The organism is Levilactobacillus spicheri DSM 15429 (assembly GCF_001435095.1).
GTDB lineage: Bacteria > Bacillota > Bacilli > Lactobacillales > Lactobacillaceae > Levilactobacillus > Levilactobacillus spicheri.
This window is the reverse complement of record NZ_AZFC01000001.1, coordinates 47,121-63,648: the sequence shown is the minus strand read 5'-3', so window position 1 is coordinate 63,648 and position 16,528 is coordinate 47,121. Positions and strand designations below refer to the sequence as shown.

The window sequence follows — 16,528 nt, the reverse complement described above, 5'->3', positions numbered from 1 at the left end:
GTCAGGTTCAGCGATGAAAAAAGTTGATTTTTCAAAAAAAATAGTATATGCTTGCGCATGTAATTTTAAGGAAAGGGAGATGGCCCATGGTCACGCCAGCAAAGGATTCAGACATCTTAAAGTGGTTGTCCATCGCGAACCGCTACACCCGGATCGCCCTGGACCGCCAACTGCAGCCGTACCGCCTCAACGCCAGTATGTACTACTACATTCTGCGGCTGCACGAGCAACCGCGGATGACCCAAGATAAGCTGATCAGTCTGACGTACCTGAACCCCAGTAACGTGACCCGGGCCGTGAACCAACTGGTCAACCTGGGCTACGTGCGCAAACGCCAGTCGAAGACCGACAAACGGGTCTACGAACTCTCCTTAACCAAGCGGGGCGAACGCATTTACCCCGAAATCGTCAAGATTCGCCAAGCGGTCGCCGATGCCCTGTTAGTGGACACGCCGGCCGCCGACCACGACGCCCTGGTCGCCCAGGTGCGGCAATTGGCCTTACGGGCCGTGGCCAACGAGAATCCGAACGCCACAGAATAGAAGCTGTTGAAGCGGGTCGCCCTAGGGGGGAACCCGCTTTTAAAGAGCCGTTAAGTGAGTGGTCACTCATTTGAAAACAGCACTTCGGGAAGGCCAACGGCGGTGACCTTCCTTTTTTGACGAGAAAGATTGCGTTGGCTGCCAGAAAGGGCTAGAATGGGCTTATTCGAGATTATGAGATTACTATGAGAACTCTCATAATTAACCAGAGAAAGAGGGAACGTCGAGTATGGATAACACCAAAATCAACACTGCGTTAAGTCCGGATGATTTAGCCGACTTACACGCGGACTTAGTCCAACAACCCGCCCATGAAGTGATTAGCCGGGCAGTCATCAAGAACGGGGTCTTAGCGGCCTCCGAGGATCCTCAAGCGGCGGTTCGCTTGAACCGGACCTTCTCCGTGGAGCTGGATACGGGCACCGTTTCGAACCAGAAACACTCCGGCCGGTGCTGGTTATTCTCGACTTTAAACACGATTCGCCATCAATTTGCCGCGAAGTACCACGTGAAGGACTTTGAACTTTCTCAAAGCTATCTGTTCTTCTGGGACAAGGTCGAACGGGCCAACATCTTCTACGACCGGATCTTAGCCACGGCCGACCAACCCGCCGACAGCCGCTTGGTCAGTTATTACCTGGGAAATCCCGGCGGCGACGGTGGTCAGTGGGCCATGGGCGCGGCGCTGGTCCAAAAGTACGGGGTCTTACCCAAGAGTGCCATGCCAGAATCCTTTAACACCGAGGACACGACCGGTTTTGGCGCGACTCTGAACCTGAAGTTACGCAAGGACGCCGTGACCTTACGGGGGCTGGTCGCCAACGGGGCCAGTGACGCCGAAATCGCCACGGCTCGCAAGCAGGCGCTGCAGGAAGTTTACCGCATGGCGGCCTACTCCTTCGGCGAACCGCCAACCACCTTTGACCTGGAATACAAGGACGACCAGAAGCAGTACCACCGCGACGCCGGCCTGACGCCAGTCGACTTCTACCACAAGTACTTCGCCGATGACCTCGACGATTACGTGGTCCTGGCGAACTCACCAGAAAAGGCCTATGACCAGGTCTACGCACTGCCTAGCCAGGACAACATCGTGGGTGGCAAGCACATCACCTTCTTGAACCTGCCGATGGCGGACCTGAAGCAGGCGGCCATCGACCAACTGCAGGCGGGCGATGCCGTCTGGTTCGGTAACGACGTGCTGCAACAGATGAGTCGCGAACGCGGCTTCCTCGACAGCAACCTGTACAAGACTGCTGACTTGTTCGGCATCGACCTGAGCCTGACCAAGGGCCAACGCTTGGCGTACCACGAGGCGGAAGTCTCCCACGCCATGACGCTGACCGGGGTTGACTTAGTGGCCGGCAAGCCGACGCGTTGGAAGGTCGAGAACAGCTGGGGCGAAAAGAACGGTGCCAAGGGCTACTTCGTGATGACCGACGACTGGATGAATGATTTCGTCTACGAAGTCGTGGTCAAGAAGAGCTTCCTAAGTGCCGACCAACAAGCGTTGTTGGCCCAGACGCCACAACCGTTAGCACCGTGGGATTCATTGGCTTAAGTGATGGCTTCAAAAAGCGTGCGATAAAGGGTGGTTAACTTCCTTTTGGCACACGTAAATATTCGAAGAACTTAAAAAAGTCTGAGACTTTTGTCCCAGACTTTTTACATATAGAGGAGGAAGTAACATGTCATGGACAGACCACCCGATTACCCGGGTCATGACCCCAGCAGCACTCCAGACCACGCTGGCACAGCTCGGCATTCAGCCGGACGATAGCCTCATCGTGCACACCGCATTGAGTCACTTTGGCTTTCTGCCGGGCGGTGAGGCGTCCGTGGTACGGGTCTTAAAGGCCCTGGTCCCACAAGGCAACATCGTGATGGCGGCCCAGACCGCTGACTGGTCGGACCCAACGACCTGGGAATTTCCCCCGGCCGATGCGGCCGCCGCGGCGCAAATCCGGGCCAGCATGCCGCCGTTCGACCGGGACACGACGCCGGTCCACTTCATTGGCAAGACGCCGGAGTACTTCCGGACGTTACCGGGTACGCGACGCAGCAATCATCCGCTGTGCTCGATGTGTGCCTGGGGACGGGACAGTGCCCGCATCGTGGCCACCCCGACCTTCGACCTGCCGTTTGGCAAGCAGGGCCCGCTACAGAAGCTCTACGACCTGGATGCCAAGATCGTCCAGCTGGGCACCGACTATGAATCTTGTACGGCCCTCCACCTGGCGGATTCGACGATCGACCGCCCGACCCACGCGGAATGGGCGCCCATCTTAAAGGACGGGCGAACGGAATGGGTCAGCTATCAGGACGTTGAGTTAGACCCCTACGACGACTTCAATGAGTTGGGCGCCCGTTACCAGGCGGCCCACCCAACCGCCGTCCGGTCGGTCCCGATTGCCGGGGGCACGGTGGCGGTCCAGGCCATGCGCCCGCTCATCGATTTCGCGCGCGACTACTACCGGCGAAAAGACCGGGAAGTGGCCGCTCAGCGCGCGGCTGCGACGCAAAACTGAAAAAAGGGTAAAAAAAGACCGTCCGTGGTTAGGGGACGGCGCAACTCGCTTGGTTAGGGCGAGTTTTTTCATTTTATTTGGTGAATAAAACGAAAAAGGTTGGTTAATAGGTTTTTGGTATGGTTGTAGCATAACCGCTAAATGTGAAGAAATTGTGAAGAAAATTAACAGTATAATGATGAAAACAATAAGCAAATGGTAAATACCTTGAAAATAAGGGTGCTCCAGTGGTTGGATTATATTTATCTTATCAATAACTGACGATTTTTGCTTAAATAGGCGGCCTAAATTGACCTACGACAAGATTGTTTATCGAAAACTAATCATTATCATTCTTAAAATACTATGTTACATTTCAATAAAATTTTGATAAGAAGTGAGCAAGCAAATCGTTCAAAAAACGAGCCGGGGACCAAGTCTCAGGCTCGTTACTTTTTCTGAACAGGCAGTGTTAGTCGTGCGAATGGCGGCCGTGGGTCAACTGGGTCAGTGGCCGTGGGACCCCGGGCCGGTACTGATTGATCCGCAGCTGTTTGGTGCGTTCGCGTTCAATCTGGAGTTGCTTCTTGAGCTGGCGGTTCTTCCAGAAACCGTGGATCATCGCGGTCGCTGGGAGAATCTCAAGCGCGACCGTGGCCGGGATCAGCCACGGATTATCGTGAATCAGGGTGCGCCAAGCGGCCCCGTGTGCCGCCAAGGCTGTGGGGGTCAGGGTGGTGAACGATGTTGGTTTCGTCATAAGATCACACTCCTTTGGCCCCATCATACCGCACCCGGTGACGCCTGTCAGGTCACAACGTTGCCACAAAAAAAGTCCGGGTTGCCCCGGACCAGAAAAAAACAGCTTAGTTTTTCGTAACCTTCATTAGAACGGCGTGCGTCACGTCGTCGTCAACGTCCCGGTTGATATGGTAACCGGCGACCTTGAGCTTGGTGCTCTTGTTGGTTCCGGTCAGCGTCTTCTTGACCGTAAAGGTTTGAGTCATCGGAATCCCGGACAATTTGCCCTTAAAGTGGACGATGGTCTGGCTGCCCTTGGTCGTGAAGGTCGCTTTCAGCGTACCGGCCTTGTGTAAGGCGTCGGCCTTCTTGGCGGCACTATACGACTTGTAGAGCTTGTCGATGTTGTAGACGGTTGCCTGGTTCCCGTCGAAACGGTAGGCTTCCAGGCCGGAATTACTCTTGGCGTTGACGTTGCCGGCAACGTACCAGAGTTGTTTGGTCCCGGTCAACGTCGATTTCACGTCGGCCTTCTTAGTCGTTTGGTTCTTAAAGCTCGCTTGTTGGTTGTTCCCCGATTTACTGCTGTTGCTACAGCCGGCTAAACCGATGGCCATGACCGCGATGAGACTAAAGACGGTGGCCAATACACGAGATTTTTTCATGATCTTCGTTTCACCCCTTCAATTAAATACACGCACATTTTTAAGGCTAACAACGATGAGCCATTAGCCAACCCCCGTAAGTATAGCATGCCGGCCCGGAAAACTGACAACGGGGACGTTAAAAAAAGATTAAGTTCCGTTGACAATTCCTGGCCAAAAAAGCGCACACCCGTTCGCCTTTTTCTGGTAAAATAAAGACCAGTTCCGACGCATGTCTGTCGACCAAAGCTGATTTTGGTGAGTCGCGGGCTTCCGGACCCCTAAATTGACGATACTGCTCGGTGGTCAGCGGGGAAACGTCTACCTTGGGCAATCCTCATCCGGGTGAGCGCAACAGAGGCGACTTGCTGGTCGTGAAGCGGCTGGCACCATCAGCCAGTTAGACGGGCAGGCGTTAGGCATTTGAGAGGGGAGTTTTGAATCATGGGAAAGCGATATCGTCGCGGATCGCGGCGGAGCCCCATTACGGTTTACGGGGCGTTGATTTTGATTGTGTTGGGGGTCCTGGGCTTCCTGAGCGGACAGGGCAATTCGACCGCCCAACGCATCACCAACGAGGCGTCGAGCGTCATCAGCCGGGTGACCGGCTCCTCAACCAGTGGGACCAGCAGCACCCAGACGCCGCAACAGTCGGTCGCCACCAAGCAACTGGCGCAGGAAAAGTACACCGGCACCCAGATCGTGGCGGTCAACCACAACCGGCCGACCTTTACGGCCAGTGAGCTGTCCTTGAAGAAGGGGGCCTGGCAGAGCTACGGCAACCTCGACAGCCTGAACCGGGTCACCACGGCCAACGCGATGCTGAGCAAGAGCCTGATGCCCACGGCCAAACGCCAGCCGCTGAACGTGACGCCGACCGGGTGGCACAATAAGCCGTACACCATTAATGGCAAGCGGGGCTACCTGTATAATCGCTGCCACCTGATCGGCTACCAGATGACCGGGCAGAACAACAACTGGAAGAACCTGATGACCGGGACCCGGTCGCTTAACGATCCGGGCATGACGGCCTACGAGAATCCGGTGGCCAACTACCTGCGGAGTCACCCCAGCGACCACGTGCGCTACCAGGTCCAACCGGTCTTCCGGGGCAACGAGCTGGTCGCCCGGGGCGTGCACATGCAGGCCAAGTCGATCGAGACCAAGGACATTGCATACAACGTCTACATCTTTAACATTCAAAGTGGCGTCAAAATCAATTACAGCACGGGCTACAGTCAGATGGGGGATGCGGCGGCCGCCTTTTAGTGACCGGCCCCACAACGAAATAAAGCGTTTCGCAACCGGCAGACACCGCACGCGAAACGCTTTTTTTGACGAATGATGCGCTAACGCCGGTTATTGTACCGGTAAAGGCCGTACAGGACGATGCCGGCCAGAAAGATGATGCCGACGCCCGGATTCTCCCGGAATAGCCAGTGAAAGATCCGAAATGGGCTGGTCCCGTGCAACCCGCCAATTAGAGACATAAAGAGTGCAGACACGGTCGATTTCCCCCTCCTAAATTTATCGCCATTGTAGGCTGAAATTTAGGAAAAAGTAAAGACATTTGTTTGTTTTGGCGTATGATAAAAAGGCAAGGGATGAAGGAGGTTACCCATGACATTTAGCACGGTAATGGAAATTATTATCATCATCAACGCGGTCCTCGCTTTTCTAACGGTCTTCCGGGAAAAACGGGATATCGCCGCGACCTGGGCCTGGATGCTGGTGCTGGTCTTGCTGCCGGTGGTCGGTTTTATTGCCTACGCCTTTATCGGGCGTAAACTGCCCAAGGGCCGGATGTTCCAACTGCAAAAACAGGTCGCCATGCAACTCGATGAGCGCCTCGCGCAGCAACGCGAACAGATCGGTAGCCAGATTATGCCGGCCGACCAAATCAGCCACTCCGTGATCAACATGGTCAACATGTTCATGTCGACCGACCACTCATTTTTAGCCCGGAAGAACCGGGTGCGGGTGATCACCGACGGCCACGACCTTTTCCACGTGATGTTGGAGGATATCGAGAAGGCCACGTCGAGCATTCACATCGAATTCTATACCTTTTATAACGACCAAATCGGCAACGAGATTCTCGACCTGCTGGTGAAGAAGGCCCAAGCTGGGGTCGAAGTGCGGGTCATCTACGACCCCTGGGGCTCGATGGGGACCTGGAAACGGTTCTTCAAACCCCTGATGGACGCCGGCGGCCACGTGGAACCCTTCCTGGGCACTCGGTCGGCCATCATCGACTTTCGGTTGAACTTCCGGGATCACCGGAAGATCGTGACCATCGACGGCCGCATCGGCTACGTGGGTGGGTTTAACATCGGCGACCAGTACCTGGGCCGCAAGGAAAAGTTCGGTTACTGGCGCGACACGCACCTGCGCATCGTGGGGTCCGGGGTCTTTTCCCTGCAGGCGCGCTTCATGCTGGACTGGAACGCCACCGATAAGGACCACCCGTTCAACGACTACCAGATCGACCACCGCTACTTCCCGCTGACCCAGGTCAAGGGGGAGACCAGCATGCAGATCGTCTCCAGTGGGCCGGACTCCGACCTGCAGCAGATCAAGATGGGCTACATGCGCCTGATTCAGACCGCCGAGAAACGGTTATGGATTCAGACCCCGTACCTGATTCCCGACGACAGTGTCCTGGACTCCCTGCGGATCGCGGCCATGGCCGGCATCGACGTGCGGATCATGATTCCGGACAAGCCGGACCACGCCTTCGTCTACCGGGCGACGCAGTACTATGCGCGCCAGCTGGCCGACGACGGGGTGAAGATCTACTACTACCATAACGGCTTCATCCACGCCAAGACCATGGTGGTCGACGGCAAGATCGCCTCCGTGGGGTCGGCGAACATGGACTACCGGAGCTTCAAGTTGAACTTCGAAATCAACGCCTTCCTGTACGACGCGGACATTGCGACGCAGTTGGAGGACATCTTCGAGGCGGACATGCGCCATAGCGAGCTGATCACGCCGGAGAAGTTCAACCAACAATCGTGGTATTTGAAATTCAAGCAAACGGCGTCACGCTTACTCTCACCGATTCTTTAGCGGGTCAAATCGCTTGGCTTCCGGGAACCGGGGGTGTACTCTAAGGGTGCTGACGGACGACGGTCACGGCCGGATTGAGGCCGGAACTTTTCCGGTGGTCGCAACCGTTAACAGCAGAATATGAATATGTGTAAGAAGGGCTCGTATCATGCGGTACGAGCCCTTTTTGCGACTGAAAATGAGGCTACAAGGGTCGTTGACTGCCGCTCCGCGCCGGCGAGCAAGCTGGTCACCATCGTCCTAGTCAGTCGCTTCCCTCCGCCGAGCAAGATGACCCGTAGTGGGCACGATTCCGAAGCCTCGCAACCCACGAGTCTTCGGAACTCGACCTTGTTCTAAGCCGGGAAAGTTCCCCCGACTAAGAACAATTTCACTACGGGTCATCAAGTCGGCTCCGGTCCGCTGATGTGGTGGCAACTTGCCGCAGGGGCGATGGGGATGGTCAACATTGGCGAAACTTTTCAGCACATTTCAGCGAAAATTTCGAAGATTGTCACGGTAGCGCGTTATTTCGGGCTGAGGGGGACGGTGCCTTTAATGAACCACTACGGAGGTTTCCTCCGTGCCTGATGAACTGAGCTGATTCTGTCGGCGATGGTGCACCTCATGCGTCAGGTAAGCACATAACGACATCGGCGGCTGATGGTCCGGATAACGGCTTAATGCTGATGATATCGTCCGTTGGATGGTCATATCCAGCAACGTGAGCGCAACAGAGGCGACTTGCTGGTCGTGGTGAAATTGATGTTACCTGGCGTTCTTTGCCAGGTTACATCAAGGCCGAGTTCCGGAGACCCGTGCACTTCGGGGCTTCGGAATCGTGCCCACCTCGACCAGCTTGCTCGCCGGCGTGGAGCGACTGGCTCGTACAATCTTTAAATTTAGAAGCTATCTATCTGTCAGACATCGTTTTGCGTGGGGAATTTGGTACACTAGAGGAAAGACTCCTGGGGAGGAAGAGGCATGAAATTTTGGCAAAACCGGTGGTGGCTGCTCATCATCGGGTTGATCATCGGCTGGACCGGCGTCGTGCAGGCCCACGCCGACTACACGATTGAGCCGTACCGGATGGCCGTACAGGTCACCAAGGACGGCAACGCAACGGTCACGCAGACCATGACCTACGACTTTGACGACGACTATCACGGCGTCTTCAACGTCCAGGACCTGCGGGGCATTCAGGGCGGCCGCCTGACGGGCGTGACCACCCAGCTGAATCACCAGGCGCCCGTCACCGCCCGGGCGGGGGACCAGGGTGCCACCAACACCTACCGGCTGACGAAGACGGCGGACCGGGTCAAGGTCAAGCTGTATCGCCCGGTCACGGACAGTGATCAGTTGAAGGTGACCTACCGCTGGCACCTGCGCGGCGTGGTCACCAACTACCGCGATACCGCCGAGCTGAACTGGAAGGTGATTGGGACCGGATGGTCGGAACCGCTCAACCACGTGCGTATCACGATTCAGCTGCCGGCCAAGCAGATTGCGAAACTCCAGGCCTGGACGCACGGCCCCTTAGACGGGCATACGACCGTGGACCGGCAGGTTGGTCGGGTGACGATGACGGTCGGCCAGAATCCGGCCGAGAGCTTCGTGGAAAGTCACCTGTTGTTTCCCACGACGGTGACGCCCGGCGCCCGGGTCGTTGACCGCCAGCGCAAAGCGGCCGCTCAGAAGCAAGAGGCGCAGCTGGTGGCCGCGGCCAACGCGAAGCGGTCCCGGCGCCAGCACCTGCTGTGGGGCGGCTTAGGTGGTATCTGGCTGTTGACGCTGGTGGCCGTCGTGGTTGCGGGCGTCTGGGTCCGGCGCCATCCCGCCCACGCGTACGTCCATCCGATCCCGATTCCCCACGCGTTTGACGTTCCCAGCGTCTCGCCCGCGGTGGCGGAGTCACTGCTGGACTATCAGTCGCCGACGACCGATGCGCTGGCGGGGGAGATCCTGATGGCGGTCACGCGCCGTGAGATCACCCTGGAACCGGTTCAGGACGGCCGGCACGCGACCATGCGGCTGACCAAGGTCGGCGACGTGCAGAACAGCTTTCTGCGGCACTGCTTCGACCGGGTGGCCCAGGACGACACCTCGTTTACCCTGCGCGACCTCAAGAAGTACGGCAAACGCGATAAGAAGGGCCGGCTGGGCAAATGGTTCCAGCACTGGCAAGACGACATCAACCGGGACGTGGAAGCCTACCAGGACGGCGAAAACGTCGCCTTACGCGACCGGCTGGCCTGGATTCGCGCGGGGTTGACGGGCCTCTTCGTCCTGTGTGCGGTCCTGGGCTGGCTGGTCAGTCCCACCTGGGGCGGGTGGCCGGTGGCCCTGGTCATGATGGTGCTGATGTGGATCGTCGTGACGCGGCAACGGCGCCGCATCGACCGGTACAACCAAGCGGGGCAGGAGTTGGCGAATAATGTTGGTGGGTTTCGGCGGATGCTCAAGGACATCGGCCACTTCAACACCGCACAGATCGGAGATTTGATCCTCTGGGAGGAGATTCTCCCGTACGCCGCGGCGTTTGGGTTGGCCAAGCAGGTGGCGGCGAAACTGGCGGTCGACTTCGATTCGACGGCGCTCCAGACCCAGTTCATGCTGTTCTACCCGCTATACATTGACAACAACGGCCTTAACCTGTCGCTGGGGGATGCCTTGAATACGGGGCTGTCCGGTGCGTTGGACGCGTCGGGCAATGCCAGTTCCAGCTCCGGTAGTTCGGGGGGCTTCTCGGGCGGTAGTTCCGGCGGTTTCGGCGGTGGTTCCGGTGGGGGCGCGTTCTAATCAGGCGTCCGCAGCCGCTCCACGCCAGCAAGTCGCCTCTGTTTCACTCATGGGGCGATTTCCCCTCAGTATTTTCGGCCGCCCAACGATGATGATCACAGTGGTCTACCTATCTTCAGGGTTTCGGGCCCCATACCGGCCATTTCTAAGTGATAGGGACTCACGAAATCCATGTGGGCGCCTGGGGGAGACCGGCGCTTCAAACGAGTAATGATTTCTTAAAACGAACGTGTCCTGACCGCTAAAACCGGGAAGGGCACGTTTTTTGAGTGGGATGGTGACGGGGCTGAAATATTACCGTTTGGCTAAACTTGGCCGCCCGCGATTGACACCGGGCCACCAGATTTGTACATTGGGAGTAACGACTTTTCACAGATAACTTGAAGGAGGACCTCGTATCATGAAAATTGCACACCACCGCTGGCCGATCACGGTCCTGTATACCGTGGCCTTTGCGGTGATTGCGGCGCTGAGTTTTGGCATCTTCGCCCTGAGTAACCGGACCCTGATCTGGTACCTCGACGGCATTACCCAGCATTATCCGATGATTATTGAATTACACCGCCTACTGGTCCAGCACGGCCTGGGCGGACTGGCGGGCTGGTCGTGGACCTTTGGCCTGGGAGCCGATAAGCTCACGACGCTGTCCTACTACGTGCTGGGCGACCCGTTCGCCTACCTCCTGGCCCTCCTGCCCACGCGGCTACTGGAGAGCGGCTACGGCTGGTTCGTGGTGGCCCGGTTGTACGCGACCGGGCTGGCGTTTTTGCCGTTAGCGAAAACGTACCGGTTTAAGCCACTTAGTCAACTATTGGGGTCCTTGACCTATGCGTTCACCGGCTACTCCCTGATGATTGGGGTGCACCACCCGTTCTTTTTGATGCCGATGATCTGGATGCCCCTGCTGTTTGTGGGCATCGAACGCATCCTGCGGGGGAAAAACTGGGGCGTCCTGGGTCTGGTGACCGGCCTGGCCATTCTCAGCAACTTCTACTTCGCCTATATCTTGGGGCTGGGAAGCCTGCTGTACGCCGGGATTCGCTTCTGGCACCGCAAGACCGATCGCAGCCTATTGGTCAGCGGTTGGCAAGCATTGCGGCGCTTCGTGACCGCGGCGCTGAGCGGGGTTCTGTTGGCGGGAATCTTCCTGGTCCCGTCCCTGTTGATGATGCTGCATTCGACCCGGGCCGCGGCGACCTTTGCCAACGGTCTGTGGCTTTACCCGGCCAGCTATTATCTGAAACTCAGTAACGCCGTGCTGACCACGGGGAACGGGCTGAGCTATTGGGCCGTGCTCGGCATGAGTGGGCTGACCTTTTTGGGGTGCGTCTACGTGCTGGTGCACTGGAAGCAGCACCGCTTCCTGGCGGGGACCCTGCTGGCCATCGTGGTGGGGCTGGGCTTTCCGGCGGTCGCCGCGTTCTTTAACGTGCTGTCGACGCCGTCCAACCGCTGGCTGCTGCTGGCGGTGGTGCCGTTTACCCTGGCCACGATGGTCTTGGCCGACCACCTGACCGAGCTGTCGGTGGTCGACCGCCGCTGGATCGGCGGGGCGGCCGCGGGGCTCCTACTCTGCGTGTACCTGAGCAACGGCCTGGTCTTTAATAACCCGGGACGTAATCTGATCACCTACGGCCTTTTCCTGGCCCTGACCGCCGCGTTAGTCGGCAGTGGTCAGCAGCCGGCTAAACTGGTGGTACCGGTGGTCTGCGCGCTGGTGGGTCTCAACCTGGTCAACAACGCGTGGGGCTATTACGACCCCAACGCCAGCCAGCAGGCGACCCAGCAGCTACGGCGCGGGGACGCGACCAAGTACCTGACCGACTACTACGACGGGGCGCAGGTCGTGCCCCAGGCGTCCAAGACCTTTACCCGGGTCAACCAGTTGCCGAGCTTCAACGTCTTCCGGACGGCCGGAAACAACTACGCCATGCTGCACGACCTTCACGGTATCATGTCGTACTTCTCCGTGGAGAACGGCTACGTGGGGCAGTTCAGCCAGGACCTGCAAAATTCGCAATATCAAATGAACTCGCCGATTACCCAGATCGATAACCGGACGGGGATGAACCACCTGCTGGGGGTCAAGACGATTTTCGCCCGGCAGGACCAGATCGAAGACCAGATGGCGTTGCCGTACGGGTACCACGTGACCAAGAAAATCTTTGCCGAAAAACCGGTCTACGCGCTGTCCAACGGTACCGGCACCCAACTGCTGACCACCAACCTGAACTTCCCGTTGGTTTACAGTCAGCCCAAGGCGTTGAGTGCCGCCCAGTGGCGCTCCCTCAGCGGGTACGACCGCGAGCGCAGCCTGACGCAGGCGGCGCTGGTCGACCACCCCAAGGCCAGCCAACGCACGACCTACCACTCCCCGGGCAAAACCCTGGATTACACGGTGACCGCCAACACGATTCCGGTGGTCGACAGCACCAACAAGCTGATCCAGTACCGCTTGAAGAAGGCGTTTGCCGGCCAGAAGAACAACCTGAATAACAAGCAGTCGGCCAACTTCGGGCAGACGCTGAAGATGCCGAAGCTGACCCTCGACGAGAACGGGCTGATGACCAAGCAAGAGGAAGCCCAGTACGGGCCCATGGTCCAGCTCGACCAGAACCGTGAGGCCGTTGACCGGGTGCTGACGCAGAACCAGGAGATCGTGGCCCGGACCAACGAGGCCAATGCCAACGGGCTGAAGCAACTGACCAGCGACGCGCAGGGGACGCCCATCAGCTACACCCTGACCATCAAACGGCCGAAGCTGGCCCAGGGGACCGAGCTGTACCTGGACCTGAGCGGTATTGAGGCCCAACGGCTGACCACGCAGGACCAACTGCGCGCCGAGGACAACACCAGCGTGCTGGGTGCGACGCCGCGGTCGGACCTGACCAAGCTGAACGACTGGCGGGACGCGGTCAACAGCCCCGACCTGGGCGACTACTGGGTCAAGGCGCAGACGCGCAACCAGACCAAGAGCTTTACCCAGCTGGGAATCGACAACCTGTCGGACTACGAGCCCAAGCACCAGGTCCTGTTGAACCTGGGGTACAGTCAGAAGAAACGGGAAACGGTCGACATCACCTTTAGTACGACCCGACAGATTACCTTCAAGTCGGTCAAGCTGGTGGCGATGCCGTTCAACCAGCGCTACAATCGGCGGGTCCACGCGGCCCAGAAGCGGGGCCTGCAGAACGCGCAGGTCCGCGATAACCGGGTCAGCGGTCAGTTGACCACCAACCAGGCCAGCGTGCTGACCACGTCGATTCCGTATTCGACGGGCTGGCGGCTGACGGTGGACGGGCGGACCACGCCAACGACCGTGGTCAACGACGGCTTCGTCGGGGCCCAGATTGGGGCCGGCAAGCACCAGATCGTGTTAACCTATCAGACGCCGGGCTTGAAACTGGGCACGGCGATGACGGGGGTCGGCCTCCTGTTCCTGCTGCTGGGGAGCGGCTGGACCTGGTTCCACCGCCCGACTAAACGTAAGCATAAGCACTAAGATGACTGGCCGTTCGCCCGATGAGGGGAACGGCCTTTTTGGAAACCAACCATCACGGAAGTACCGGGTCAAGCCGGTGAGCGGCTGGTGAGCAGGCGTTATTGACCGGATAGTCCGCGTTGTTTGCTACACTAAAGAAGAATGATTTTGGAGGGGGAGTTTCACGTGAAACAGTGGTTAACTTGGCCCGTTTTTTATGAATTAACGGAAATCTACACGGCACCGTTAAACGTCTTGTGGTTCGTTCTGGGAGCGGCCATCGCGCAGTACCACGTGGGAACGGTCGATTGGGGCAACGTGGCCCTCTGCCTGGTCGACGTGTTCATTTTTGATTTGGCGGTCAACGTCGCGGATAACTATTACGATTACCGCCACGCCCGTGACCGCGCCTATCGCGAGCAGACCAACCCCATCGGGCGCTTGCACCTGCCCGTCGCGGGCGTGGGGCGCTTGGCCGGGGGCCTGTATGCGTTGTCTGCGGTGCCGGGCCTGTGGCTGGTCGCTCGCACCGGCTGGCCGGTCCTGGCATTGGGGGCGGTGGGATACGTCGTGGGCATCTTCTACACGGCGGGGCCCCATCCCATCAACGCCACGCCGGTGAGCGAGACGGTGGTCGCGTTGGCGATTGCGTACCTGATTCAGCTGACCTGCGTCTACGTGTCGATTTATGGGCGGCAACCGCTGACCTGGTCGATCGTGGGCACGACCTTCCTGCTGTGCCTGCCGTTGACCCTGATCTTTTTCACCCTGCAGTTGGCCAACGATACGGCCGACCGGGACGAGGACATCGCCAATCGCCGCTTCACGTTGGCCTATTATCTGGGAAAACGCGGGGCGGTCCGCGTGATTCAGGGCTTGCTGGTGCTGGGTAGTCTGTGGCCGTTGGTCAACCTGTGGCTCGGCATTGCCCCGGGCATCACCGGGCTGGCGGTGATCCTGCTGCCCGTGATGTGGCGGGGAATGCGGCCGTTCTTTGCCGTTCAGGACAAGCAGCGCACGTTCATGACCACGGTCAAGAGCGCGTCCCTCTTTTTCTTGGCCTATCCGCTCTTGTTTGCGGTGGGCGCCTGGGTATAATTAATTTAATAAAACGAGGAGGCGGTTGTGATGAAAATTTTAGTAACGGGGTTTGACCCGTTTGGCAAGGAGACCATTAACCCGGCCTGGGAGGCGGTTCGTCGGTTACCCGCGACCATCGCGGGCGCCCAGATTGTGACGCTGCAGGTGCCAACGGTCTTTGATCAGGCCGCCAGTGTGGTCCACGCCGCCATCGTGCGGGAGCAGCCCGACGTGGTGCTCGACATCGGCCAGGCCGGTGGGCGCTCCGGGTTGACCCCGGAACGGGTGGCCATTAACCTCAATGATGCCGGTATCGCCGATAATCAGGGAAACCAGCCGGTTGATCAGCCGATTCAGGCGGACGGCGCGGCGGCCTACTTCACCCAGTTGCCGGTCAAGGCCATGGTGGCGGCGATTCGTGCGGCGGGGCTGCCCGGCTACCTGTCGACCACGGCGGGGACCTTCGTCTGCAACCACCTGATGTACCAGGTCCAGTACCAGCGGGCCCACGAGTTTCCGCGGTTGCGGGCGGGGTTCATGCACATTCCCTTTTTGCCCAGTCAGGTCAGTGCTCGTCCCGGGGTGCCCAGCCTGGCGCTAACGGACGATGTGCGGGGCCTCACGGCGGCCATCACCGCCATCGTGACGCAAATTGAAGACGAAAAAGACGCGTGATTGTTGCTGGTCACGCGTTTTTTGAAGAGTGTTTGCCGGGAAATCAGCGGTCATAACCCAGGAAATTTCTGAAAATCACCCGGGTTGTTGAGCGCCGGGGGTGTCTGGTATGCTAGAGGGGTGTTATGAGGAGGCGGGACGTTTGTGTAAAGAGAGAATGGAGGCCGCGGCTGGTGAGCTGGGGCCATTATTTCCCGGGAAATTAACCGATTGGATGGTGCCGCTGGGTGGCCGATTCTTGGGGGTGTTCGCATGAAACTGACGAGACGAAGGCTGCTCCGGTGGGGTGGCCTGGGATTGTGGTTGGTGGCTTTAGTGGGCTTTCCCCTGGGCCTGGAAATTCCATGGTGGGGTCGTGGGGTGATCCTACTGGCGTTGGGGCTCCTGAGTGTCTTTTGCTGGCGGGTCCGAGGAGCCTGGCAGGACCGGGATCATCCTTACCTGGAACTGTTGATTCTCCTATTTCCGTTGAGCATTTGGGACCTGCCCACGGCGTTGACCGGTGCCTGGCAGTGGCTCTGGTGGGTAACCGGACTCTTGCCGTTTTGGCTCCTGATTTACGCCGCCTACTTTCTGGTCGACCGCTGGCAGAATCGTTCTCGCGCTTAGGACACCTACCGTTAAGTGGGTGATGGATGCTAAGCTACGGACGTAGGGGGAATGACGATGTGGAAAACCTTGATGGCCCCTTGGATGCGGGGAACCCAGCAATTTCGGGAGAGGGCCCAACAGACCCCCACGCGCCGGTTACGGCAGTGGGGCGGAGGGCTGGTGGTCCTTTTGTTGCTGGGCGCCGGACTGGTCGGCTTGCGGCTGACGACCTGGGGGTACGGCCTGATTGGGCTCACGTTCTTCGGGTTAGCCGATTACCTGCAGCTGTGCTGGTTACGCCGGTACCACAGCTACTGGATCGGCCTGCTGGTGAGCAGCGGTGCCGCGTTCGTGATCGTCGCGACGGAAAGCCTGGGCCTGGCCTTGCTGTTTCACGATTAACGGAAACTAGACAAA

14 protein-coding genes are annotated in these 16,528 nt (G+C 58.5%); 11 read left to right on the top strand and 3 right to left on the bottom strand.

The genetic code is table 11. From position 1 onward, the window contains the following. Positions 1-86: 86 nt before the first annotated feature. The 3 genes from FD37_RS00250 (at position 87) to FD37_RS00240 (ending at position 3,070) form a co-directional block, all read left to right on the top strand. A complete protein-coding gene (locus FD37_RS00250; RefSeq protein ID WP_045807318.1) occupies positions 87-542 on the top strand; it encodes a MarR family winged helix-turn-helix transcriptional regulator in 456 nt (151 codons plus the stop codon). A gap of 229 nt (positions 543-771) precedes the next feature. Beyond that, positions 772-2,103 carry a C1 family peptidase gene (locus FD37_RS00245; RefSeq protein WP_045807317.1) on the top strand — a complete coding sequence of 444 codons (1,332 nt, stop codon included), beginning with the start codon at positions 772-774 and terminating at the stop codon, positions 2,101-2,103. Positions 2,104-2,230: 127 nt separating this feature from the next. Further along, the gene (locus FD37_RS00240; protein WP_056962652.1) at positions 2,231-3,070 is read left to right on the top strand and encodes an AAC(3) family N-acetyltransferase; all 840 of its coding nucleotides are present in this window, start codon (positions 2,231-2,233) and stop codon (positions 3,068-3,070) included. 451 nt (positions 3,071-3,521) lie between these two features. Here the strand turns inward: FD37_RS00240 and FD37_RS00235 are convergent, their stop codons facing one another. Both FD37_RS00235 and FD37_RS00230 read right to left on the bottom strand, forming a co-directional pair. Then, complete coding sequence (locus FD37_RS00235; RefSeq protein WP_052957183.1) at positions 3,522-3,809, bottom strand: hypothetical protein; 288 nt, start codon at positions 3,807-3,809, stop codon at positions 3,522-3,524. 106 nt (positions 3,810-3,915) lie between these two features. Then, complete coding sequence (locus tag FD37_RS00230) at positions 3,916-4,455, bottom strand: hypothetical protein (RefSeq protein WP_056962650.1); 540 nt, start codon at positions 4,453-4,455, stop codon at positions 3,916-3,918. 423 nt (positions 4,456-4,878) lie between these two features. Here FD37_RS00230 and FD37_RS00225 point away from each other — a divergent pair, with 423 nt between their 5' ends. Then, entirely contained in the window at positions 4,879-5,703 is an 825-nt protein-coding gene (locus FD37_RS00225) for a DNA/RNA non-specific endonuclease (protein ID WP_056962648.1), read from the top strand. A gap of 80 nt (positions 5,704-5,783) precedes the next feature. Here the strand turns inward: FD37_RS00225 and FD37_RS12690 are convergent, their stop codons facing one another. Beyond that, a complete protein-coding gene (locus FD37_RS12690; RefSeq protein ID WP_156153324.1) occupies positions 5,784-5,939 on the bottom strand; it encodes a hypothetical protein in 156 nt (51 codons plus the stop codon). A 115-nt stretch (positions 5,940-6,054) separates the two neighbouring features. Here FD37_RS12690 and cls point away from each other — a divergent pair, with 115 nt between their 5' ends. From cls to FD37_RS00190, 7 genes are all read left to right on the top strand, one after another. Continuing rightward, on the top strand, positions 6,055-7,506 hold the full coding sequence (gene cls, locus FD37_RS00220; RefSeq protein WP_056962645.1) for a cardiolipin synthase: 1,452 nt from the start codon (positions 6,055-6,057) through the stop codon (positions 7,504-7,506). 963 nt (positions 7,507-8,469) lie between these two features. Beyond that, positions 8,470-10,284, top strand: coding sequence for a DUF2207 domain-containing protein (locus tag FD37_RS00215; RefSeq protein WP_056962643.1), 1,815 nt, complete (start codon positions 8,470-8,472; stop codon positions 10,282-10,284). Positions 10,285-10,684: 400 nt separating this feature from the next. Next, on the top strand, positions 10,685-13,786 hold the full coding sequence (locus FD37_RS00210) for a YfhO family protein (protein ID WP_056962641.1): 3,102 nt from the start codon (positions 10,685-10,687) through the stop codon (positions 13,784-13,786). A 141-nt stretch (positions 13,787-13,927) separates the two neighbouring features. Beyond that, positions 13,928-14,863, top strand: coding sequence for a prenyltransferase (locus FD37_RS00205; RefSeq protein WP_082605078.1), 936 nt, complete (start codon positions 13,928-13,930; stop codon positions 14,861-14,863). A 30-nt stretch (positions 14,864-14,893) separates the two neighbouring features. After that, on the top strand, positions 14,894-15,520 hold the full coding sequence (gene pcp / locus FD37_RS00200; protein ID WP_056962637.1) for a pyroglutamyl-peptidase I: 627 nt from the start codon (positions 14,894-14,896) through the stop codon (positions 15,518-15,520). Positions 15,521-15,772: 252 nt separating this feature from the next. Then, positions 15,773-16,129: a hypothetical protein gene (locus FD37_RS00195; protein ID WP_056962635.1), complete on the top strand. Its 357-nt coding sequence runs from the start codon at positions 15,773-15,775 to the stop codon at positions 16,127-16,129. Between the two features lie 57 nt (positions 16,130-16,186). Continuing rightward, complete coding sequence (locus FD37_RS00190) at positions 16,187-16,513, top strand: hypothetical protein (protein WP_056962634.1); 327 nt, start codon at positions 16,187-16,189, stop codon at positions 16,511-16,513. Positions 16,514-16,528 lie beyond the last annotated feature (15 nt).

Excerpts from the sequence above, each read along its gene's own strand:
- cls (WP_056962645.1), top strand. The coding sequence starts at position 6,055 with ATGACATTTAGCACGGTAATGGAAATTATTATCATCATCAACGCGGTC.
- FD37_RS00230 (WP_056962650.1), bottom strand. The coding sequence starts at position 4,455 with ATGAAAAAATCTCGTGTATTGGCCACCGTCTTTAGTCTCATCGCGGTC.
- FD37_RS00250 (WP_045807318.1), top strand. The coding sequence starts at position 87 with ATGGTCACGCCAGCAAAGGATTCAGACATCTTAAAGTGGTTGTCCATC.
- FD37_RS00205 (WP_082605078.1), top strand. The coding sequence starts at position 13,928 with ATGATTTTGGAGGGGGAGTTTCACGTGAAACAGTGGTTAACTTGGCCC.
- FD37_RS00235 (WP_052957183.1), bottom strand. The coding sequence starts at position 3,809 with ATGACGAAACCAACATCGTTCACCACCCTGACCCCCACAGCCTTGGCG.
- FD37_RS00245 (WP_045807317.1), top strand. The coding sequence starts at position 772 with ATGGATAACACCAAAATCAACACTGCGTTAAGTCCGGATGATTTAGCC.
- FD37_RS00215 (WP_056962643.1), top strand. The coding sequence starts at position 8,470 with ATGAAATTTTGGCAAAACCGGTGGTGGCTGCTCATCATCGGGTTGATC.
- FD37_RS00195 (WP_056962635.1), top strand. The coding sequence starts at position 15,773 with ATGAAACTGACGAGACGAAGGCTGCTCCGGTGGGGTGGCCTGGGATTG.
- FD37_RS00240 (WP_056962652.1), top strand. The coding sequence starts at position 2,231 with ATGTCATGGACAGACCACCCGATTACCCGGGTCATGACCCCAGCAGCA.
- FD37_RS00190 (WP_056962634.1), top strand. The coding sequence starts at position 16,187 with ATGTGGAAAACCTTGATGGCCCCTTGGATGCGGGGAACCCAGCAATTT.
- FD37_RS00210 (WP_056962641.1), top strand. The coding sequence starts at position 10,685 with ATGAAAATTGCACACCACCGCTGGCCGATCACGGTCCTGTATACCGTG.
- pcp (WP_056962637.1), top strand. The coding sequence starts at position 14,894 with ATGAAAATTTTAGTAACGGGGTTTGACCCGTTTGGCAAGGAGACCATT.
- FD37_RS00225 (WP_056962648.1), top strand. The coding sequence starts at position 4,879 with ATGGGAAAGCGATATCGTCGCGGATCGCGGCGGAGCCCCATTACGGTT.